Source organism: Methylobacterium sp. PvP105, assembly GCF_017876975.1.
GTDB lineage: Bacteria > Pseudomonadota > Alphaproteobacteria > Rhizobiales > Beijerinckiaceae > Methylobacterium > Methylobacterium radiotolerans.
Genome location: NZ_JAGIPA010000001.1, coordinates 1,720,223 through 1,740,866 on the forward strand (window position 1 = coordinate 1,720,223; position 20,644 = coordinate 1,740,866).

Annotated in this window: 21 protein-coding genes; 9 read left to right on the top strand and 12 right to left on the bottom strand. The window is 73.5% G+C overall.

Translation table 11 applies throughout. The features are described 5' to 3' along the window. Window positions 1-56: 56 nt before the first annotated feature. The 3 genes from J3A75_RS08270 to J3A75_RS08280 all read left to right on the top strand — a co-directional run bounded on the left by J3A75_RS08270 (window position 57) and on the right by J3A75_RS08280 (window position 2,676). Window positions 57-1,181, top strand: coding sequence for an aminotransferase class I/II-fold pyridoxal phosphate-dependent enzyme (locus J3A75_RS08270; RefSeq protein ID WP_012317869.1), 1,125 nt, complete (start codon window positions 57-59; stop codon window positions 1,179-1,181). Window positions 1,182-1,297: 116 nt separating this feature from the next. Further along, a complete protein-coding gene (locus J3A75_RS08275) occupies window positions 1,298-1,807 on the top strand; it encodes an OsmC family protein (RefSeq protein ID WP_209649954.1) in 510 nt (169 codons plus the stop codon). Between the two features lie 11 nt (window positions 1,808-1,818). Then, window positions 1,819-2,676: a class I SAM-dependent methyltransferase gene (locus J3A75_RS08280; protein WP_029360174.1), complete on the top strand. Its 858-nt coding sequence runs from the start codon at window positions 1,819-1,821 to the stop codon at window positions 2,674-2,676. 38 nt (window positions 2,677-2,714) lie between these two features. Here J3A75_RS08280 and J3A75_RS08285 read toward each other — a convergent pair whose 3' ends face one another. Next, window positions 2,715-4,313, bottom strand: a complete 1,599-nt coding sequence (locus J3A75_RS08285) for a gamma-glutamyltransferase family protein (protein WP_029360173.1) — start codon at window positions 4,311-4,313, stop codon at window positions 2,715-2,717. A 121-nt stretch (window positions 4,314-4,434) separates the two neighbouring features. Between J3A75_RS08285 and J3A75_RS08290 the strand changes: the two genes are divergently transcribed. Further along, entirely contained in the window at window positions 4,435-5,880 is a 1,446-nt protein-coding gene (locus tag J3A75_RS08290) for a carbohydrate porin (protein WP_209649956.1), read from the top strand. 57 nt (window positions 5,881-5,937) lie between these two features. Then, the gene (locus tag J3A75_RS08295; RefSeq protein WP_063111912.1) at window positions 5,938-7,473 is read left to right on the top strand and encodes a cation:proton antiporter; all 1,536 of its coding nucleotides are present in this window, start codon (window positions 5,938-5,940) and stop codon (window positions 7,471-7,473) included. Window positions 7,474-7,485: 12 nt separating this feature from the next. Here J3A75_RS08295 and gshB read toward each other — a convergent pair whose 3' ends face one another. Further along, complete coding sequence (gshB, locus tag J3A75_RS08300; RefSeq protein WP_012317875.1) at window positions 7,486-8,442, bottom strand: glutathione synthase; 957 nt, start codon at window positions 8,440-8,442, stop codon at window positions 7,486-7,488. A 46-nt stretch (window positions 8,443-8,488) separates the two neighbouring features. After that, window positions 8,489-8,782: a hypothetical protein gene (locus J3A75_RS08305; protein ID WP_024830920.1), complete on the bottom strand. Its 294-nt coding sequence runs from the start codon at window positions 8,780-8,782 to the stop codon at window positions 8,489-8,491. Window positions 8,783-9,220: 438 nt separating this feature from the next. Here J3A75_RS08305 and J3A75_RS08310 point away from each other — a divergent pair, with 438 nt between their 5' ends. Then, window positions 9,221-9,433: a hypothetical protein gene (locus J3A75_RS08310; RefSeq protein WP_209649958.1), complete on the top strand. Its 213-nt coding sequence runs from the start codon at window positions 9,221-9,223 to the stop codon at window positions 9,431-9,433. A gap of 53 nt (window positions 9,434-9,486) precedes the next feature. Then, the gene (locus J3A75_RS08315) at window positions 9,487-10,317 is read left to right on the top strand and encodes a hypothetical protein (protein ID WP_076730313.1); all 831 of its coding nucleotides are present in this window, start codon (window positions 9,487-9,489) and stop codon (window positions 10,315-10,317) included. A gap of 402 nt (window positions 10,318-10,719) precedes the next feature. Here the strand turns inward: J3A75_RS08315 and J3A75_RS08320 are convergent, their stop codons facing one another. Genes J3A75_RS08320 through J3A75_RS08330 form a run of 3 tightly spaced genes read right to left on the bottom strand, consistent with a single transcriptional unit; the run spans window position 10,720 to window position 14,334 of the window. Beyond that, window positions 10,720-11,364 carry a hypothetical protein gene (locus J3A75_RS08320; protein ID WP_209649960.1) on the bottom strand — a complete coding sequence of 215 codons (645 nt, stop codon included), beginning with the start codon at window positions 11,362-11,364 and terminating at the stop codon, window positions 10,720-10,722. Continuing rightward, the gene (locus J3A75_RS08325) at window positions 11,352-12,035 is read right to left on the bottom strand and encodes a DUF1214 domain-containing protein (protein ID WP_012317880.1); all 684 of its coding nucleotides are present in this window, start codon (window positions 12,033-12,035) and stop codon (window positions 11,352-11,354) included. The genes J3A75_RS08320 and J3A75_RS08325 overlap by 13 nt, the downstream gene beginning before the upstream one ends. 4 nt (window positions 12,036-12,039) lie before the next feature. Then, on the bottom strand, window positions 12,040-14,334 hold the full coding sequence (locus tag J3A75_RS08330) for a transglycosylase domain-containing protein (RefSeq protein ID WP_024830916.1): 2,295 nt from the start codon (window positions 14,332-14,334) through the stop codon (window positions 12,040-12,042). A gap of 293 nt (window positions 14,335-14,627) precedes the next feature. On the opposite strand from J3A75_RS08330, the gene J3A75_RS08335 reads away from it, so the two are divergent. Continuing rightward, the gene (locus J3A75_RS08335) at window positions 14,628-15,119 is read left to right on the top strand and encodes a YcgN family cysteine cluster protein (RefSeq protein ID WP_209649962.1); all 492 of its coding nucleotides are present in this window, start codon (window positions 14,628-14,630) and stop codon (window positions 15,117-15,119) included. Between the two features lie 68 nt (window positions 15,120-15,187). On the opposite strand, the gene J3A75_RS08340 is transcribed toward J3A75_RS08335, so the two are convergent. The 6 genes from J3A75_RS08340 to J3A75_RS08365 form a co-directional block, all read right to left on the bottom strand. Further along, window positions 15,188-15,877: an NrsF family protein gene (locus J3A75_RS08340; protein WP_024830915.1), complete on the bottom strand. Its 690-nt coding sequence runs from the start codon at window positions 15,875-15,877 to the stop codon at window positions 15,188-15,190. Next, on the bottom strand, window positions 15,877-16,434 hold the full coding sequence (locus J3A75_RS08345; protein ID WP_209649964.1) for a sigma-70 family RNA polymerase sigma factor: 558 nt from the start codon (window positions 16,432-16,434) through the stop codon (window positions 15,877-15,879). Before J3A75_RS08345 ends, J3A75_RS08340 begins: the two co-directional genes overlap by 1 nt. A gap of 110 nt (window positions 16,435-16,544) precedes the next feature. Next, window positions 16,545-17,312, bottom strand: coding sequence for a DUF1223 domain-containing protein (locus J3A75_RS08350; RefSeq protein WP_012317885.1), 768 nt, complete (start codon window positions 17,310-17,312; stop codon window positions 16,545-16,547). Between the two features lie 70 nt (window positions 17,313-17,382). After that, the gene (locus J3A75_RS08355) at window positions 17,383-18,171 is read right to left on the bottom strand and encodes a creatininase family protein (protein WP_012317886.1); all 789 of its coding nucleotides are present in this window, start codon (window positions 18,169-18,171) and stop codon (window positions 17,383-17,385) included. Window positions 18,172-18,304: 133 nt separating this feature from the next. Then, window positions 18,305-18,838 carry a protein phosphatase CheZ gene (locus J3A75_RS08360; RefSeq protein ID WP_012317887.1) on the bottom strand — a complete coding sequence of 178 codons (534 nt, stop codon included), beginning with the start codon at window positions 18,836-18,838 and terminating at the stop codon, window positions 18,305-18,307. A 110-nt stretch (window positions 18,839-18,948) separates the two neighbouring features. Further along, window positions 18,949-19,332 carry a response regulator gene (locus J3A75_RS08365; protein ID WP_012317888.1) on the bottom strand — a complete coding sequence of 128 codons (384 nt, stop codon included), beginning with the start codon at window positions 19,330-19,332 and terminating at the stop codon, window positions 18,949-18,951. Between the two features lie 280 nt (window positions 19,333-19,612). Between J3A75_RS08365 and J3A75_RS08370 the strand changes: the two genes are divergently transcribed. Next, the gene (locus tag J3A75_RS08370; protein WP_029360162.1) at window positions 19,613-20,599 is read left to right on the top strand and encodes a bifunctional riboflavin kinase/FAD synthetase; all 987 of its coding nucleotides are present in this window, start codon (window positions 19,613-19,615) and stop codon (window positions 20,597-20,599) included. The last annotated feature ends 45 nt before the right edge of the window (window positions 20,600-20,644 follow it).

Sequence of the window (20,644 nt, forward strand, 5' to 3'; positions counted from 1 at the left end):
GGGTCCGGCACCCGCCGCTTGACTTTGCCGGCGCGGCACCGCCCATCCCCGTCCCCATGGACAGCCTCGACGCCTTCGCCACCGGGAAACTCGACGCCCTCGAGGCGGGCAGCCTGCGCCGCAAGCTGGTGCCGACGGAGCGCGGCTCCGGCGCCGCGGCGGCGCGGCGGGGGCGGGCGCTCGTCTCCTTCTCGTGCAACGATTACCTCGGCCTCTCGCACCACCCGCGGGTGATCGCGGCGGCTCAGGCGGCCGCGGCGTCCCACGGCGCGGGGGCGGGCGGGTCGCGGCTCGTGACCGGCGACCACCCCTATCTCGGCGCGCTGGAGGACGGCTTGGCGCGCCACAAGGGCGCGGAGGCCGCCCTGGTCTTCGGCAGCGGCTACCTCGCCAATCTCGGCATCACCCCGGCGCTCGCCGGGCGGGGCGACCTCGTCCTGCTGGACGAGCTGTCCCACGCCTGCATGTGGGCCGGCGCGCGGCTCTCGGGCGCCCAGGTCATGACCTTCCGCCACAACGATCCCGGCGACCTCGCGGCGCGGCTCGCCGAGCACCGGCCCCACCACGGCCGCGCCCTCGTGCTCACCGAGCGGGTGTTCAGCATGGACGGCGACCGGGCGCCGCTCGGCGACATCCTGGGCATCGCCGAATCCTACGACGCCTGGACGCTGGTGGACGATGCCCACGGCATCGGCGTGGTCGAGGACGGACCGCGGGCGCCCCTGGAGATGGGCACCCTGTCGAAGGCGCTCGGCTCGTACGGCGGCTATCTCTGCGCCTCGCGCCCGGTCGTCGACCTGATGACGAGCCGCGCCCGCAGCTTCGTCTACACCACCGGCCTGCCCCCGGCCTCCGCCGCCGCCGCCCTGGAGGCGCTGGCGATCCTGGAGGCGGAGCCCGAGCGCCGGGCCCGGCCGCTCGCCCTGGCCCGGCGCTTCACCGCCCGTCTGGGCCTCCCGGAGGCCGAGAGCGCGGTCGTGCCGGTCCTGGTGGGCGAGGCGCAGGCGGCGCTCGACATCTCGGCCGCGCTGGAGGCCGCCGGCTTCCTGGTGGTGGCGATCCGCCCGCCGACCGTGCCGGCCGGGACCGCGCGGCTGCGGGTGGCCTTCTCGGCCGCCCACGACGAGGCCCAGGTCGACGCCCTGGCGGAGGCGGTGGCCGCCCTCACCGGGCGCGCCTGAGAGCCGCTTCCCGTCCGCGCGGCGCGCACCTATACCGAGGCCCTGACGGAGCCGGAGCGCTCCGGCCGGCCCGCCGCCGAGAAGCGGGACGGCCCCGGGATCGAGAGGACGACGCCATGGACGCCACCGCGCTGCGAGCCCTCCAGGCTCCGATCAAGGACAAGTACCGCACCGCGCCGGACGCGGCGGTCATCACCTTGAAGGCCAGGGGCACGCTGGACGACACCAAGATCGCCTGCAAGGTCGAGACGGGCCGCGCCATCGCGGAGGCTGGGCTGCATCCGGCCACGGGCGGCTCGGGCGCGGAGCTCTGCTCGGGCGACATGCTGCTGGAAGCGCTCGTCGCCTGCGCGGGCGTGACGCTCAAGGCGGTGGCGACCGCCCTCGAGATCCCGCTGCGCGCCGGCACGGTCAGCGCCGAGGGCGACCTCGATTTCCGCGGCACCCTCGGGGTCGACAAGGAGGCGCCGGTGGGCTTACGCAGCATCCGCCTGTTCTTCGAACTCGACACCGACGCGCCGGAGGACAAGCTCGCGCAGCTCCTGAAGCTGACCGAGCGCTACTGCGTGGTCTTCCAGACCCTCAACCACAAGCCGGAACTGTCGGTCGCTGCGACGACGGCCTGACGGGGGTCACCATGGCGGGCGGCGTCACCCAGGCCGAGTACTGGAACGGCGAGGTCGGCACGCGCTGGGCGCGCAATCAGGCCGTCCTCGACGCGATGTTCGTGCCGCTGACGGAGGCGCTCTTCGCCCGCGCGCGGCTCGCCGCCGGAGAGACGGTGCTCGACATCGGCTGCGGCGCGGGGGCCACGACCCTGGAGGCCGCGCGCCGGGTCGGACCCGGCGGCGGCGTGACCGGCGCCGACATCTCGGCGCCGCTCCTCGCCGTGGGGCGGGACCGCGCCGGGGCGGAGCCGCCCGGGGCCGCCCCGATCCGCTTCGTCGAGGCCGATGTCGAGACGGCCGATCTCGGCCGGTACGACCGGATCGTGTCGCGGTTCGGCGTGATGTTCTTCGCGGATTCCGCCCGCGCCTTCGCCAACGTGCGCCGGATGCTCGGGCCGGGGGGCCGGATGACCTTCCTGTGCTGGCGGGCCCTGTCCGAGAACCCGTGGGTGGGCGTGCCGCGCGACGCGGTGCTGCCGCTCCTCCCGGAAGTGCCGCCACCGCCGCAGCCCGACACGCCGGGGCCGTTCCGCTTCGCCGAGGCCGACCCGCTCGTCGCGCTCCTGCGCGGTGCCGGGTTCGACGCCGTGACCTGCGACGCCCTCGACCGCGACATCGTCGTCGGGGAGGGCGAGACCGACGCGGCGGCGGCCGCGGCGGCCACCCACGTCTCCCTGAACCTCGGCCCGAGCTCCCACCTCGTGCGCGAGGCCGCACCGGATCTCAGAGGGCGCGCCGAGGCGGCCGTGGCGGAGGCCCTCGCGCGGCACGCGTCGGGCGGCGCCGTGCGCCTGCGCGCCGCGTGCTGGCTCGTGCAGGCGGGCTGAGCCGGCGTCCCGCGCCGCCGGGCGGGCGGCGCGTCCTCTCAGAGCCCGAGGGCGCCGCCGTCCGAGCGCGGGTCGTGGGTCGCCTCGATCCGACCGTTCCGGGGATGGCGGACCAGCATGCCCGCGTGCCCGAGCGAGTCGATGTAGGGGCCGCCGAGCTCCTCGATCTCGTGGCCGAGGCGGCCGAGGGCCGCGATGCAGGCCGGATCGAACCGGTCCTCCACCTTCACGCTGAGCGAGGGCGCCCCCCAGGTGCGCCCGTAGAGCAGGCGCGGCGCGTCGACGGCATCCGCCACCGACAGCCCGTAATCGGCGTAGCGGGTGAAGATCTGGGCCTGGAACTGCGGCTGCCCGTCGCCGCCCATGCTGCCGTAGCTCATCACCCGCCCGTCGTCGAAGGCGGCGAGCGCGGGGATCAGCGTGTGGAACGGGCGCCGCCCCGGCTCCAGGGGGTTCACGGCCTTCGGGTCGAGGGAGAACGACATGCCCCGGTTCTGCCAGCAGATGCCGGTGGCGGGCAGGACCGTCCCCGAGCCGTACTCCCAGTAGACCGACTGGATGTAGGAGACCGCGAGGCCGTCCTTGTCGATCGCGCCCATCCACACCGTGTCGCCGTGACCCGGGTCGGGCAGGGGCACCCGACCGGCGCGGCCCATGTCGACGAGTGCGGCCTCGCGGGCGAGCCGCTCCGGCGTGAGGAAGGTGGCCGGGTCGTGCCGCAAGCGGGCGAAATCGGTGACCACCCGGTCGCGGATCGCGAAGGCCCGCTTCGTCGCCTCGATCAGGCCGTGGTAATGAGCTGTGGTCTCGGGCTCCGTGACGTTCAGCCGGTCGAAGATCCCGAGGATCAGCAGGGCGGCGAGCCCCTGGGTCGGCGGCGGGAAGTTGTAGAGGGTCGCGTCGCGGCGCCGGATCGACAGGGGCGCCCGCTCCACCGCCGCGAAGGCCTCGAGATCCGCCCGGGTGACCGGCGCGCCGAGGCGCTCCAGGTCGGCGGCGATCTCCCGGCCGATATCGCCGCGATAGAAGTCCCCGAGGCCCGCATGGGCGAGCTGCTCCAGAGTGGCGGCGAGCAGCGGCAGGGCGCGGGTCTCGCCGGCCGGGTAGGGCTTGCCGTCCTTCAGGAACGTCCCCGCGAAGTTCGGGGCGTCGTGGAGGGTATCGAGCTCCTGGGGCACGTAGCGCGCCTCGGAGGGCGAGACCGGGACGCCGCCGCGCGCCTGCGCGATCGCGTCGGCGAGCAGGGTCTCCAGGGGAAGGCGGCCGCCGAGCGCCCGCGCCAGCTCGAGGGCGAGGCGCCAGCCGCCCACCGCGCCCGCGACCGTCACCATCGCGTCGGGGCCGCGGGCCGGTATCGCGTCGTAGCCCTTCTCCCGGTAGCGCGGGATCGTGGCGAGGCGCCCGGCCGGACCGCAGGCCTCGATGCCGCGCACCCGACCGCCGCGCTCGCGCACCAGCCAGAAGCCGTCGCCGCCGATACCGTTCATGTGCGGGTAGACCACCGCGATGGAGGCGGCCATCGCCACCATCGCCTCGATGGCGTTGCCGCCCTGCGCCAGGACGGTCTGGCCGGCCTGGGCGGCGAGGCTGTGGGGCGCGGCGACGGCGGCGGACGTGAAGACGGGAGTCTCGGGCATCGACGGTCCTGTGCTGTACCGGCCGCAGGGTTAGGCGAGCCGGTGCCTCCTGCAAAGGCCGGCCGTGTACAAGCGGTGCGCCGTGCTATGCTGCGCGCGCGCTGTCGCCCAGAAGCGGCCCATGGTCCCGAAGCTCACTCCCTGGATCGCCCTCGGCCTGTCGGTCGTGCCTGCCACGGCTCAGCAACGTGTCCCGTCGGCCTTCGAGGGTGCGGGCGCCGATCCCCGCATCTCGGTCTCACAGCCGGAGACGACCAGCCAGGCCTCCGGCGGCTACGTCCGGTCGGTGGAGCCGTATCTCGGACCGCTCGGCGATCCGCTGGCCCTCCGCCCCGCCCTGAAGGCGCGGGGCATCGAGTACAGCCTCACCTACATCGTCGACGTCCTCGGCAATCCGGTCGGCGGCCTTCGCCAGGGCGCGATCGTCGAGGATCGCCTCAACCTCCGCCTCAATCTCGACCTCGACCGACTCGTCGGCTGGCAGGGCGCCACGGTTCACGCCAACGCCTACTTCATCCACGGCACGGGCCTGTCGCGCTACTATGTCGGCAATCTGCTGACGACGAGCGTCATCGAGGCGCTGCCCTCGAGTCGACTCTACGTGCTCTGGCTCGACCAGAGCCTGATGGACGGCCAGCTCGGGATCCGGATCGGCCAGCAGGCCGCCGATACCGAGTTCTTCGTCAGCCAGACCGCGACCCTGTTCGTGAACTCCACCTTCGGCTGGCCGGCCATCACCGGGCTCGACCTGCCGAGCGGCGGACCGGCCTACCCGCTCGCGGCGCCGGCGATCCGGGCCAAGTACGTGCCGGGCGACGGCTTCTCCCTGCAGATCGGGCTCTACGACGGCGATCCGGCGGGCGCCAATCGCCCGGGAGACGACCCGGAAGCGCAGCGTCTCGACCGCACGGGCACCAATTTCCGCCTGCGCGATCCGGCCCTCGTCATCGCCGAGGCAACCTACGCGTACAACATCGCCCCCGGATCGAAGGGCCTGCCCGGCGACATTACCCTCGGCGGCTGGCAGCATTTCGGCCGGTTCGACAGCCTGCGCTTCGACATCACCGGCGTGCCGCTCGCCGACCCGAACGCCACCGGGATCGGCCGTCCGGTGCGCGGCAATGCCGGCCTCTACGCGATCTACGACCAGACCCTGTACCGCGAATCCGGCAAGGACGACGAGGGTCTCGGCTTCTTCGTGCGCGCCGCGTGGTCGCCGACCCGCTCCAGCCTGATCGACGCCTACGTGGATACCGGCCTCGCCTACAAGGGCCTGTTCGACGGGCGCGACGACGACACGATCGGCCTCAGCTTCGCCTACGCCCGCATCGGCGACGAGGCGCAGCGGGCCGACCGGGACACGATCCTCTACACGGGCCTGCCGATGCCGCGCCGCCGCGCCGAGGCGGTGATCGAGGCGACCTATCAGGCGGTGGTGGTGCCGGGCTTCACGGTGCAGCCCGACGCGCAGTACGTCATCCGGCCCGGCGCCGGCATCGCCGGTCCGGACGGCCGCCGGCTGCGCAACGCGGCGGTGCTCGGCCTGCGCGCGACCGTGCAGTACTGAGCGGGCCTGCGACCGCGGCACCCGGAACGGTCCCGGGCCTCCGCCTCTTTCAGCAGCATGTTGATCTTCGAGTGGGTCGTCGGCGTCCTGTTCGGCGCCGTCCTCCTGGCCGGCGTCGCGCGCCGGCTCGGCGCGCCGTATCCCGCCTTCCTGGCGCTGGGCGGCGTCGGCCTCGCCTTCGTCCCAGGCGTCCCGAACCTGCGCCTCGATCCCGAACTGGCGCTCGCCCTGTTCCTGGCCCCGGTCCTGCTCGACGCCGGCTTCGACGCCTCCGTGCGGGACCTGAAGGAGAACTGGCGCCCGGTCTTCGGGCTCGCGGTCGGAGCCGTCGCCGTGACGACCGCCGCGGTCGCGGTCGTGGCGCGGCTCGTCGTGCCGGACATGCCGCTGTCCGCCTGCATCGTGCTCGGCGCCGTGGTCGCGCCGCCCGACGCCGTGGCGGCTCTGGCGGTGCTCAAGCACGCGCCGATGCCGCACCGGCTCGCCACGATCCTGCGCGGCGAGAGCCTCCTCAACGACGCGGCCTCGCTGCTGATCTACCGGCTCGGCGTGACGGCCGCGATGGCCGGCACGTTCCACCCGGCGGAGGTGGCGCCGGCGTTCCTCCTGGGCGTCGTCGCGAGCCTCGTGGTCGGCCCCTGCCTCGGCCTGCTGTTCGTGGCCTTGACGCGGCGCGTGACCGATCCGGCGAGCGCGATCGTGCTGCAGTTCGTCGCCGCCTTCGGAATCTGGCTCGCCGCCGAGCGGCTGGAGCTGTCGGGGGTCCTGACCATCGTGACCTTCGCGGTGACGGTCGCCCGCCGGGCACCCGGCATCACCGCGCCCCGCGCCCGGGTGATCTCCTACGCGGTCTGGGACACGGCGGTGTTCGTGCTCAACGTCTTGGCCTTCGTGCTCATCGGCATCCAGATCGACCCCATCCGGGAGCGGCTGAGCGGCGCGGACGCGTGGCAGGCCCTGATCCTCGCGGGCGCGACCTTCGCCACCGTGGTGCTGACCCGCCTCGCCTGGGTGCTGCCGACCACCGGGATCCGCGGGTTCGGCCTCCGGCAGGCCGGCGCCCCGGCGCGGCTGGGCCCGGGGATCGCCCTGTCGTGGGCGGGCATGCGCGGGATCGTCACCGTGGCGGCCGCCCTGGCGCTGCCCGCCGAGTTCCCGCACCGGGACCTCGTGGTGGTCACGGCCTTCGTCACGGTGCTCGGCACCCTGATCGTCCAGGGCCTGACCCTGCGGCCGCTGCTCGCCCGTCTGCGGCTGGAGGACGACGACCCGGTCGGCCGGGAGACCGGCTGGGCCCGGGCGGCAGCCTACGAGGCCGCTCTGGAGAGCCTCGCCGACGCCGAGAACGAGCCGGCGACGGACGCCCTGCGCGCCGAGTTCCGCGCGGCGCTCGCGGAGGCGGAGGCGCACGACGAGGGCTTGGCGCCGGAGAGCCTGCCGGCGGATGCCGCGCGGCGGCGCGCTGTCGAGGCCGCCCGCGACGCGGTGCTCGCGCTGCGCCGCCAGGGTCGGATCGGCGACGACGCCTACTACCTGCTGGAGGAGGAATTCGACTGGGCCGAACTCAGCGCGACCCCGCGCGCGGAGACGTGAGGGCGCGCCCCGTCAGACGCCCTTGCGCGCCGCGATCCGGGCCTCGATCGCGTCCCAGACGGCGACCGACAGGTCGGGCCCCCCGAGCCGCTGGATCGCCCGGATGCCGGTGGGGGAGGTGACGTTGATCTCGGTGAGGTGCCCGTCGATCACGTCGATGCCCACCAGGATCAGGCCTCGCCGCGCCAGCTCCGGGCCGATCGTGGCGCAGATCTCGCGCTCGCGGTCGGTGAGCTCGGAGGCGGAGGCGGCGCCGCCGCGGACCATGTTGGAGCGGATGTCGTTCGCGGCCGGGACGCGGTTGACCGCCCCCATCGCGACGCCGTCGACCAGGATGATGCGCTTGTCGCCCTCCGTGACCCGGTCGAGGTAGCGCTGCACGACCCAGGCCTCCCGGAAGGTCGTGGCGAACAGGTCGAACATCGAGCCGAAATTCGGATCCTTCTCGGTGACCTTGAACACGGCCGCGCCGCCGTGCCCGTGCAGCGGCTTCATCGCCACGGTCCCGTGCTCCAGCCGGAAGGCCTCGATCTCCGCCTTGTCGCGGCTGATCAGGGTCGGCGGCATCAACTCGGGGAAGTCGAGGACGAACAGCTTCTCGGGCGCGTTGCGCACCTCGAAAGGGTCGTTGACCACAAGCGTCTCCGGATGGATCCGCTCGAGCATGTGGGTGGCCGTGATGTAGGCCATGTCGAAGGGCGGGTCCTGGCGCATCAGCACCACGTCCGCCTCGGCGAGGTCGAGCCGCTCCGGCGGCGCCAGGGTGAAATGCGCGCCCTCGACGTCCTGCACTTTCAGCCGCTCGACGCGGGCCGTCACGCGCCGGCCCTGCATCGAGAGCCGGTCCGGCGTGTAGTAGACGAGCGCGTGCCCCCGCCGCTGGGCCTCCAGCAGCAGGGCGAAGGTGGTGTCACCCGCGATCCGGATATTCTGGATCGGGTCCATCTGAACCGCGACGGTCAGGCTCATACGAAACGCCTCTCGCCAACGGCGGGCAACTCGACCGGGTCCCGTCTCAATCGTCGGACAGAGACTTGCTGCCCGTGCGCTTGTCGTAGTCGCCGATCGCGGACCGGCACTCGGGGGACAGGCGCTTGCGGTTGCGCATCATGCAGCGATCCGCGTCCTGGCTGTTCGGATCGACGCCCGCGCAGAGGCGGAAATAGTCGTTGGCACAGCCGAGCTGCAGGCCCTGGTCCTCCCGTTGGGCATAGGCGGGGCCGGCGGTCAGCGCGAACAGCGCCAGCGCCGCAGTAGCCAGCCCGCGGCGGCGGGAGGCGCGCAGGGATCGTTCCGGAACCAGTCGCATTCAGCGGTGTCCTCAATCTCGATCGGGCGGAGAACCGACGCGGCAGTCCCGCCATCGCCCGAGTCCGGCATATCGGTCGGGCCGGGCGGTAGGCAAGCGCCGAGGGTCCCGACGGGTTCCGCGCGGGAACGTCGCGGCCACGCTTCGCCGCGGTGTGGCGCGCGGGTCGCACAGCGTCCCCGCCCGGCGGGGCCGGCCGGAGATAAGAAGGCCCCGTCCGGGATCGGACAGGGCCTCAAGTCGAAGGGAGGAAACGCCCGCCATGGGCAGAGACAGCTACGCAATTCACGCGCCAACTTCCGGAGGCGCCGCAATTCGCGGTCCTGCCGCGGCAAGACTCCGTTAACCACGTCGTGCTGGATTGTTTCGGTAGCCCTTGCCGACGCCCTCCGAAGGGCCCGGGCCAGATGCTCGGACCGCCGACAGGAGCCGGAGACCATGACCCTTTTCAAGCCGCAGGAGACCGGCGGAACCCGTCCGTCGACGCTCGCCGCCGAGTCCGCGCGCAGAGCTGCCCCGGCGGCGTCCGCCACCCTGATCCCGTTCCCCGGCGCGGAGGCGCGGCGGACCTGCCGGATCCCGCGCTCCGACGAGCGGCGCGGCGAGATCCTCCTGTTCCTCGGCGTGCGCTACGAGCGCCTGGCGTCCTGAGGACAGACCCGCGCATGTCGTCCCGGCCGCGCGACACCACCGACGGTTCTCCCATGCCTGCCCCGGATCGCCGGCCGCTCGGCCACGCGCGCACCGCGCTGCGCCTCGCCCCCGCCGGCGCCGCGCTGGCCCTGCTCGCGGCCTGCACCCAGAGCGGCGATTTCGGCCGGCCGCGCACGGGCGTCTGGAACGGGCTCATCGACACGACGGGCAGCTTCAGCACCCGGGATCGCGGGCGCCTCCTGCTCGAATCCGGCCTGACCGACGACGAGCAGGCCCTGCGCGACCGCGCGTGGCGGTTCGTCGAGCCTGCCAGCAGCTTCGCGGCCTTCCAGGACACGGTGTTCGGCCTCGCCAGCGCCCACACGCTCCCGCCGACGTGGCGCTACGAGGAGGTCGGCGCCTATTACGAGGCCCTGACGGCGGAGCCGTCCCGCTCCCCGGTCTCCCGCTATCGGAAGCTCAGCGACGACGCGACCGCCGATGCCCGGCTGATCCCGATCTTCGTGGCGCTCGCCGCCCGCGTCATCGACGCGGATGCCGCGCGGCTGCGCAGCCTACCCTTCGCCAAGACCCTCGACGACGCGGCCGTCCGGGATGCCGTCCAGCGGGTCGCCGAGAACCGCTGCCTGATCGCCTGGGTGCGCTTCGAGGCCGGCCTGCGGCTCGCCCGGTACCGGTTCGCCCTGGAGCACCTGTTCGCCGCGGCACCGGCGTCGGAATCGGTCTCGGCCGAGCGATCCATCATGATGCTGGCCGCGCGCCGCAACCTGCTCGACCCGCTCCTCCCGCCGGACGCGGCCGCCCGGTGCGGCCTCGGGCCGATTCCGCTGCCGCCCCCGCCGCTGGTTGCGCAGGCGGAGCCGCTGGTGGTCAAATACTGAGCGGCCGAGGCCGCCCCAGGACGAAGCTCGCGCTTCGCGGATGCCCCGAAGCCGGACTTCGCCGGCCCGAGCCCTTCAGCCCGGTGTCGCAGTGGACGGTCACGGCGGTCGGTTCGCGGGGGGAGACGCCCGGACGACAGCGGCGCGGCCGCCGGGCCGCATGAATTCGGCCTTCGCGAGGATGCGCGGCCGGAACCGGCATGGACACGGTCGAGGGCGACGAGCAGCGCGTTGCCCAGCAGATCGAGGGCGGACGGCGCGAGCCCGGCGACCGGGGAGGGCGCGGTCGCGGCGGATCCGGTCATCGCGACGGCGCGGCGGGCTCCGCCGGCCGGGAGAGCGCGGGGCCGCGGAGGCTCAACATCGGCCGAGCGACGCGGCGAACCCGTGCAAGGTCCGCCCTCAGCGTCCCGATCCCCTTCCCGACGCATCCTTGCCGGACGCATCCTTGCCGGCCGGCGCGTCGTCCGTCGGCGTGTCGGTGGTGCAGGAGACGGCCTGGACGGCGGCGTTGGCGGCGGGACGCTGGCTCGGGAGACCGGCGATCACCCGCACCACCACGAAGCCGCGCGTGTCGGGCGCGACGATGCGCACGTCGCGGCTCGGATCGTTCTCGTCGTCGTCGGCCAGCGCCTCGTCGTACTGCGCGCGGGTCAGGATCACGAGGTCGAGGGCGCCGCGGACCGCGGCCTGATCGGTCACCGCGTAGAAGGCCCCGCGGCGGGCATGCGCGGCGAGCGAGAGGGACAGCGGCCCGGTGCGGGCCGAGACGCGCATGGGCCCGTCCGCGAGGTTGTAGGCGCACACGCCCACGGCGACCGCCGGATCCGGGATCGGCAGCCACGCCTCGGGCGGGGAGGGGTCGTCGAGGGTCGCGACCGCGTAGATCGATTGCGGATGGTCCAGGTTCTCGCTGGTGCGGGCCCGCGAGACAGCGTCGGTCTCCGACAGGGCGGGGATCGCCAGGACCGCCGCGATGTGGACGATCCCGGCGAGCACGAGGCCGATCAGCGTGGCGTAGACGAAGCGCAGGCTCACGGGGCGCATCCCAGACGGGTGATGGCCGGCACGGAGCTCCGGTCGAGGGACCCGACGCTGGCGGCGACCGGCGTGTCGTACAGGCGCAGGGCGAGGCGGACCGGCCCGCTCGCCCGCGGGCTCGGCAGCCAGTTGCCCGGCTGGACATCCGGCGCGAGCGTGATGGTGAACCGCCCGTCGGCGGCGCGCAGCACCTCCGTGGAGGTGAAGCCCTCGCGCAGGGGCGCGCGGCCGGGCTCGCGCGGGCCGCGCCCGGCCACCGTGACGGTCCAGGCGCGGGCCGGCGGCGTCGCGCCGCCGATCTGGTACGTGCAGGTGGCGTCGAGCGCCTGCCCGGAATCGTCGACCGCCGCCGTCAGGAGCAGGCCCTCACCGACCGCCAGGGGGATCTCGCCGCGGCGCGCGTTGACGGCGCGCGTGTAGGGATCGGCATTCGCGGCGCCGGCCCGCGGCCACGCGGTCCAGGCGCCGACCTGCACGCCGCCGAACGGGTAGCCGCCGCTCGTGGCCCAGTCGGCGCTGGCGAGTCCCAGCACGGCGCCCAGCGCCAGGGCGTAGGCGGCGAGGCCGGCGATCGAGCTCTTGCGCCAGAGGCGCAGGACGAGGCGGGCGGCGCCGCCGCGCGGGGCGCCGGCGAGCGCGGCGGTCCGGCCGAACGCGTCGGGGATCGTGAGCTTCATGCGCTCACCGGACCTCGGTGAAGCCGCCGACCGGGCGGGCGCCCTCGGCGACCTCGCGCAGCTGACCCGACGGCGCCGCCGCCCGGTCGCCGGGCTTCCGGCCCGTCTTCGGCGCGTCCCCGGCGTTGGCGGGCGCGTCCGCGGCGGATCCGGGGGCGCGCTCGACGGTGCGGAACAGGCCGTTCAGGCCGCTGATCACCTCGAAGGAGCGGCGGGAGAGCTTGCCGTACGCGCTGGCATTGGGATCGGTCGGCGCGGTCGGGCCGCCGGAGGCCTGCTGCTGGGCGGCGCGCGGGCTCTCCTTCAGGCCGGGCAGACCCTTGATCTCGATGCCCTGGTGGGCCGGCTCCATCACGTCGTGCCAGAGCTGAGCCGGGAGGGAGCCGCCGGTGAGCTTGTTGGTCGAGGTGTGGTCGTCGTTGCCGAACCAGACGGCGCCGACGTAATTGCCGGTGTAGCCGACGAACCACGCGTCCCGGTAGGCGTTCGTCGTGCCGGACTTGCCGGCCACCTTCACGCCCTCGAGCTGCGCCCGCTTGCCGGTGCCCTCCTCGACGACCTTGTTGAGCATGAAGTTCATGTCCGCCACGACCTGGGGCGCGAGCACCCGCTCGGGCGCCTCGTCGGCGTGGCGGTAGATCACCTCGCCGGACGAGTTCTTCACCTCGATGGCCGCGTAGGGCTTGGCGCGGAAGCCGCCGTTGGCGAACACCGCGTAGCCCGCCGCCTGGTCGATGACCGTCACCTCGTCCGAGCCGATCGGCATCGAGACCGTGTCGATCAGGTTCGAGGTGATGCCCATCTTGTGGGCGAGCTCGATGATCTTCGCGCGGCCCGCCTTCGCGGCCTTCGCCTCGTGGGTGATGCCCATCGCCTTGCCGAGGGCGATGGAGATCTTGATCGGGATCGTGTTGATCGACTTGGCCACCGCGAGCCACATCGGCACCCGGCCGGCATAGGAGCGGCCGTAGTTCTGCGGGCACCAGTTGCCGATGCAGACGGGGCTGTCGACCACGGTCGTGTCGGGCTTGAACAGGCCCGAGTTCAGGGCGGCCGAGTAGACGTAGGGCTTGAACGAGGAGCCGGGCTGGCGCAGCGCGTCGGTGGCACGGTTGAACTGGCTCTCGCCGTAATCGGCACCGCCCACCATGGCGCGCAGCGCCCCGTCGGGATCGAGGATCACCATGGCGGCCTCGTCCACGTCGTAGGCGTCGCCGGACTTGCGCAGGATGTCGGCCACCACCTCGTCGGCGCGCTTCTGGATCGCGAGGTCGAGCGGCGTCTTCACGGTCAGCACGCGGTCGTTGCGCAGCTTGCCGGCGTCGGCCATCGCCTTGATCTCGCCGAAGGCCCAGTCGAGGTAGTAGTCGGCGGTGATGTCGCGGGTGCGGGTCACCGGCGTCGCCGGGTTGCGCAGCGCCGTCTGGATCTGGCCCTCGGTGACGAAGCCCGCCTCCACCATGTTGTGCAGCACGTCCGCCGCCCGGGCGCGGGCCGCCGGCAGGTTGACGTGCGGGGCGTACTTAGTCGGCGCCTTGAACAGGCCCGCCAGCATGGCGGCCTCCGCGAGGCTGATGTCCTTGAGCGGCTTGCCGAAATAGTAATCCGCGGCCGCCACCGCGCCGAAGGTTCCACCGCCCATATACGCGCGGTCGAGGTAGAGCTTCAGGATCTCGTTCTTGGTGAGATGGCTCTCGAGCCACAGGGCCAGGAAGGCCTCGTTGATCTTCCGCTCCAGGGAGCGCTCGTTCGTCAGGAACAGGTTCTTGGCGAGCTGCTGGGTGATCGAGGACCCGCCCTGCGTGCCGCTGCCGCCGCGGGAATTGTTCACCAGCGCCCGCAGCGTGCCGATCGGGTCGATGCCCCAGTGCTCGTAGAAGCGCCGGTCCTCCGTGGAGACCAGCGCCTTGATCATGATGTCGGGAAACTCGTCGAGCTTCAGCGAGTCGTCGTGCTTGATGCCCCGGCGCCCGACCTCGGTGCCGTAACGGTCCAGGAAGGTGACGGCGAGGTCCTGCTGCTTCAGCCAGTTCTCGCTGGTGAGCTGGAAGGCGGGCTGCGCCAGGGCGAGCATCAGGATGGCGCCGCCGGTCCCGATGGTGACGCCCTCGCTCGTCAGGTCGAGGGCGGCGCGCTTCCAGCCGCGCACCGCGAAGCGGCTCATGACGCGCTGGAAGCGCTCGTAGGCCTGACCGGTCGACTGGCCGCCGTCGTACAGGCTCGCGTTGACCCAGGCGTCGAAGGCGAGGGCGGCGCGTTCGAGGCGGACCTTGATCTCGGTGAACGTCGGCAGGCGCACGATGTCGAACCCGGCTTGTCGAGCGCCTCTGCGGCGGATCCTGGCGGCGGATGGTCGGGCGCCCGCGCCGCGGAGACGAACCCTGCGCCGGCGCCGCCGCACGGCATCCGACGTCCATAGCAGGATCCGGAACCGGCGGCGAGGCTCTGCGCAGTCTCGCGATTCGCCGCGGACGAGCCCGGACGTAACGCGCGGCGGCGCGATCCGGTCGCATGGGACCCGTCGGCGGCCGCGCTTGCAGCGGTGCCGCGCCTCGGGCAGAGAGGCGCCTTCCCAGTCGAGAGACTTTTCCGATGCCCAAGCCCGAGGCGCCGCGCCGCGGGGCGGTCGAGCCGTTCTGGCGGACCAAGACGCTCGAAGCCATGACCCCGTCCGAGTGGGAGAGCCTGTGCGACGGCTGCGGCCGGTGCTGCCTGATGAAGCTCGAGGACGAGGATACCGGCGCGGTCCACCACACCGATATCGGCTGCACGCTGCTCGACGGCCTGACCTGCCGGTGCCGCGACTACGCAAGGCGGCAGAAGCGCGTGCCCGACTGCGTGCGCCTGACGCCCGAGGCGGTGCGGTCGATCGGGTGGCTGCCGCCGACCTGCGCGTACCGGCTCGTGCGCGACGGGCAGCCGCTCTACCCGTGGCACCCCCTGGTCTCCGGCCGGGCCGCGAGCGTGCACGAGGCGGGCATCTCGGTCCGCGGCCGGCTCAGCGGCAACGAGGAGGAATTCTCGGAGGACGAGCTGCCGGACCGGATCGTGGACTGGCCTGGCCTCGATCCGAGCGCCGCCTGAGGCGCCCGCGCCCGACGCCCGCGGCCCCGCTCACGCCGGAGCGGCCGCGCCGCCTCGACCGGCACGCCCTAGCCGACCCCGGAGTCCCGGCCGAGCAGCCGGCCGCCGGCCAATCCGTTCGCCGCGATGACGATGGCGACCGCCGCCGCGTGGAACAGCAGGTCCGTGGCGGTCGCGTCGTGCGGGTGAACCGGCATCAGCAGCGCCGCCGCCGCGGCGGCCACCGCCAGCCCCCCGAGGGCCGCCGTGAGGTTCGGTCGCAGGGGACAGGCGCGCCGCAGCATCACGACGATCAGCACGGACAGCGGCACCGAGACGCAGATCAGGAAGCTGAAGCAGCCCGTGATCGCGTGCTCGCCGGGCATGTCGGCCCCGGGCGCGATCCAGTCGCGCAGGCAGCCCAGCCCGCTCGCGCCGACCCAGAGGGCGAGGGGCGGAAGCGGCAGCAGCGCCCAGCGGCCGGACCGTCCCGGCACGCTCGTGACGAAGGCCGCGAAGGCCGCGGTGATCGCCGTCAGCACGGCGCCGACCGCCGCGAGGGCCAGATCCGGTACATGCATGCGCAGCATGAAGCCGCCGGTCCCGATCCAGGCCGCGAGGACGACGCCGATCACCAGCGTCGCGCCGAGCCAGAGGGCCGCCCGGGCCTCCGGCGCCGGCAGCGGCCGCACGGGTTCGAGCCCGCCCGCGAGTTCCTCGACGAGCCGCTCGTGACGGGACAGGTCGCCGCCGGCCCAGTTGCTCCCCTCTCCGGGCATCACTCCCGCTCCTGCGTCAGGCTGGCCCGGAGCGCCTTCAGCGCCCGGTGCAGGTTCACCTTGAGGGCCCCCTTGCTGCGGCCGGTGAGGGCCGCGGTCTCGTCGAGCGACAGCTCGCGCAGGCCCAGGTGCTCCACCGCCTGCCGCTGGCCGTCGGGCAGGGCCGCCACCGCCCTGGCCAGCGCGGCGGCCCGGTCCCGCGCCTCCAGCCCCTGGCCGGGGGCCGGCCCCGGATCGACCTCCGCCTCGTAGGCCAGCGGGTCGTTGACCTCCCGCGGGCGCCGCCCGGCGCGGCGCAGCCGGTCGATGGCGCGCCGCTGGGTGATGGCGCGCAGCCAGGGCAGGAACGGCCGGGCGGGATCGTAGCTCGCCCGGGCCCGGTGGATGGTCATCAGCGCGTCCTGCACGACGTCGTCCACCGCCTCGCCGCGCACGCCCTGCGCCCGCGCGATCGCCGAGACCACGGGCAGACAGGCCTTCAGCAGCGCGCGATAGGCGGCCGCGTCGCCGCCCTGGGCCGCCGTCATCAGGGTCGCCAGTTCCTGTTCGAGCGCCATCCGGGCTCCGCCGTCGTTCCGTCCCCCGGCACGCGGCGTATCTACCCCACGGTCCGATCCCGACGCCAGCGCCCAGCCGCGCGCGGGCATCCCGCCCGGAACGGCGAGCATCATCGCACGGCCTCCCGGACCGCCCCGGCGGGGGAAGGAGCGGGGGAAGCGGCGGGGGAAGGGGCGAGGCGCGCGGCGCCGAGGATGCGCCCGTCATCGGACTGGAGCAGCAGGGCGGCCGCCTCGCCCTCGGGACGCGCCGACGCGAAGGTCGCGGCGGAGCCGGACCAGCGCCCGAGATCGCGCACCGACCGGACGATGTTGGCCTGCTCGATGGTGCGACCGGCGTTCTCGCCGCGCAGCACGCGGGTGGTGTGGCTCGGATCGTACCCGATCAGCAGGACGCGGCCCGCGGAGCCGCCGCCCTCCGCCCCGGCCCCGACCTGCGCGACGACCTGCTCGCCGTCGCGGGCCAGCGTCACGGGAATGCCGGGCCCGGCCTGCCGGGCGCGCGCGATCGCGGCGCGCAGGGCCGCCTCGTCGGAGCCGACCAGCCCGACCTGCCCGTCGACCACCGCCTGCGGCGTGTAGGTGGAGCCGCCGAGGCGGTCCGCGTAGGCCTCCTGACGCGCGGTGGCTGCCGGCAGGGCGTAGCGATCGCGCCAGTCGAGATGGTTCCAGTAGGTGACGTGGAACGCGAGCGGCAGGACGTCGCCCCGCGCCCCCGCCGGCTCGCGGGCGAGGCGGCCGATCAGCGCCTCCGCGGGCGGGCACGAGGAGCAGCTCTGCGAGGTGAACAGCTCGACGACGACGGGGCGCTCCGCCGCGTCGGCCCGATAGAGGCCGCCGCACAGGAGGGCGGCGGCGATCAAGAGGGTAGGGCGCATGGCCGGAACTCCCGCACGCCGGCGCTTCGTACCCGGCGTACCGGCTCCTTCGGCGGCGGCGCGGCGGCGGTTACACCGGCGGCGCGAGCTCGAAGGCGTCGACGTCGCGCAGCAGGGCGACGAAGGCCCGGGCGCCGTGGTCGAGCGCCGCCCGGCCGGCCTCGGCGGTGCCGAGCCGCGCGTCGCCCATCGCACCCGAAGCCTGGAGGTCGCCGGCCTTCCAGGCGAAGGCCGCGGGGCGGCCGGCGCGCAGGTGGGTGAAATCGCGGATCATCGACAGCGTGCGGGGCGGGAAATCCGCGACCCGGTCGGTCCGGACGAGATCCGGCCGCAGGGCCAGCATCAGCGCCGTCTCGATGCCGCCGGCATGGATCCCGTGGGCGATCTCGTCCGCCGGGAACAGGCCGTCGGGATAGCCGAGCCGCGCCCAGGAGGTCGTGACCGCCACCATGCCGAACCGGGCGCGCAGCTCGCCCGCCACGAGATCGATGAGCGCGCTGTTGCCGCCGTGGCTCGTGACGATCACCAGCTTGCGGCAGCCGGCGCGGTGGACGGCCGCGCCGATCCCCGTCCAGGCGGCGAGGGCGGTGCCGGTCTCCAGAGAGAGGGTGCCGGGAAACGCGTCGTGCTCGTCGGACTTGCCCACGGGCTGGACCGGCAGCAGCAGCACGTCGAGATCCGCCGGCACGCCGTCGCGCACCCGGGCGAGGTAGCCCTCGGCGATGAGGGTGTCGGTCGCGAGGGGCAGGTGGGGACCGTGCTGCTCGGTGGCAGCCACCGGCAGGACGGCGATCGCGCGGCCCATGTCGCGTCGGGCCAAGTCATCGGTGGTCAGCTCGGACCAGAACTGCGCCGTCATCCTGCCGCGGCCTCCTCCCGACCCGCGTCGGGGCGGGTCCGGGAGGCGATCTAGCCGGCAGGCGGCCGCCGAGTCGACCGCCGCGCCGGCGGCCGACCTCCGGACGACGGGCCCCGTGCCGGCCCGGATCGCGTCAGGCGAACAGCGCGTCGATGTCGTCCTGGGAAGGCATGGCCTCCACGGCCTGCGGGCCGTTCAGCATGAGGTCCTCGGCCCGGGTCCGCCGGGCGCGCTCGGCGGGATCCATGGAGGCCGCGTCGCGGGCCTTCACGGCGCCGACGAAGCGGGCGAGGCGCTGCTCGAACAGGCGGAGCGATTCGACCACCTTGGCGATCCGCTGGCCGGTGATGTCCTGGAACGCGCAGGCCTCGAAGATCGTGTTGATGCGCTCCTCGACCGCGTCGCGGTAGCCCGGCCCGTCGGGTAGGCCGAGCATCGCCTCGGCGGCCTCCATGATCGTGTTGGTGGCGCCGGCCGTCGCCTGCACGACGCTGCCGAGCTCCTCGTGCGCCATGGGGATCCGGTCGCGACTCATCTCGTTCGCGCGCAAGGCCCCGATCTCCTCGCGGAGATGGGCGATGTAATCGGCGATCTCGATCAGCTCGGCGATGACCGTCTGCGGCTCCCGAAGCCGCAGATCGGTCTGCCGCGCGGCGGCTGTCGACATGCTCTCCTCCTCGGATCTGTGGCCGTCCTGGCCGGCCACGCCACGTCTCGGCGCCCAGCGGCGCCGGAGCGATCCGCCCGGACGGTGCGGGGGACGAAGACGGGGAGCGATCAGCTCCCGCAGACCGCCTCGATCTTCGACTTCAGCGTGGCCGCGTTGAAGGGCTTGACGATGTAGTTGTTCACGCCGGCCTTCTTGGCCGCGATCACGTTCTCGGTCTTCGATTCGGCCGTCACCATGATGAACGGCGTCGTGCGAAGATTTTCGTCGGCCCGCACGTGACGGAGCAGCTCGTAGCCGGTCATCGGCTCCATGTTCCAGTCGGAGATGACCAGCCCGTACTTGCGACCCTTCAGCCGTGCGAGGGCCTCGGTCCCGTCGGAAGCGTCGTCGACCTCTTCGAAGCCGAGCTGCTTCAGTAGATTGCGAATAATGCGGACCATCGTCTGGTAATCGTCGACAACGAGGATCGGCATGCTCAGGTCGAGAGCCATCGAACAACTGCTCCGTATTGCCCGGCGGGAAGCCGCGGCGGCTCCCGGATAGATTAACGCTTCGCTAACGCTGCAATTTAGCTGCGCTGCACAGCATTTCAAATAGGGCATGCGCATTGCGAAGCCGTTAATCGGCGTGGCCGGCGCGTGGCCGGCAGGCGACCGGGGTTCGGTCGCTTGACCCTCCGGGCGCCTTTGGGCAGGGTCCGGCCGCGTCGGGCCCCTCGCGGACATGTCAGGCGACCCCATCCGACCCTTCCGAGCACTCGACCCCGAACCGATGGCCCCAGGCGACGACACGGCCGCGCGACCCTTCACGATCTGCCGCGCCGACGCCCCCGTCCCACCCGCCCTGGCCGGGGCCGTGGCGGCGATCGGCAACTTCGACGGCGTCCATCTCGGGCACCGGACGCTCGTCGACAGCGTGCGCGCCGCCGCCCGCGCGGCCGGCCGCCCGTCGGCGATCCTGACCTTCGAGCCGCACCCGCGGGCGTACTTCATGCCCGACGCGCCGATGTTCCGGCTGACCGGCCCCGCCGCGAAGGAGATCGTGTTCGCGCATCTCGGCCTCGACGGGCTGATCGTGCGCCGCTTCGACGGGGCCCTGGCCGAGACCGGCGCCCGCGCCTTCGTGCTCGACTTCCTGAAGGGATCCCTGGGCCTGTCCGGCGTGGTCGTCGGGCACGATTTTCATTTCGGCCGCGGCCGCGAGGGCACGCCCGCGATCCTGGCCGACCTGTGCCGGGAGGCGGGGATGAGCTGCCGCATCGTGGCGCCGGTCGCCCTCGGCGGCGAGACCGCGCCGGTCTCCTCGAGCGCGATCCGCGCGGCCCTCGCGGCCGGCGACGTCGCCCGCGCGAACGCCCTTCTCGGCTATCGCTGGTTCGTCCTCGGCGCGGTCCGCCACGGCGACAAGCGCGGCCGCCAGCTGGGCTTCCCCACCGCCAACGTGATGCTGCCCGATTGCGGGCTCGCGCACGGCATCTACGCGGTGCGGGTCCGCCTGGCCTCGGGCGCGTTCCGCGACGGCGTGGCGAGCTACGGGCGTCGCCCGACCTTCGACGACGGGGCGCCGCTGCTGGAGACCTACCTGTTCGACTTTTCCGGCGATCTCTACGGGCAGGACGTCGCCGTGGAGTTCGTCGGCTATATCCGCGGCGAGGAGCGCTTCGCCAGCGCCGAGGCGCTCGTCGAGCGGATGCACGTCGATGCGGCCGCGGCCCGGGCCATGCTCGCGCGGGACGAGACCCCGTCGATGCTGACCTGAGCCTTGCGGGCATCGCGGGGCGCGCGGATCGTGTAGAAGGTACCA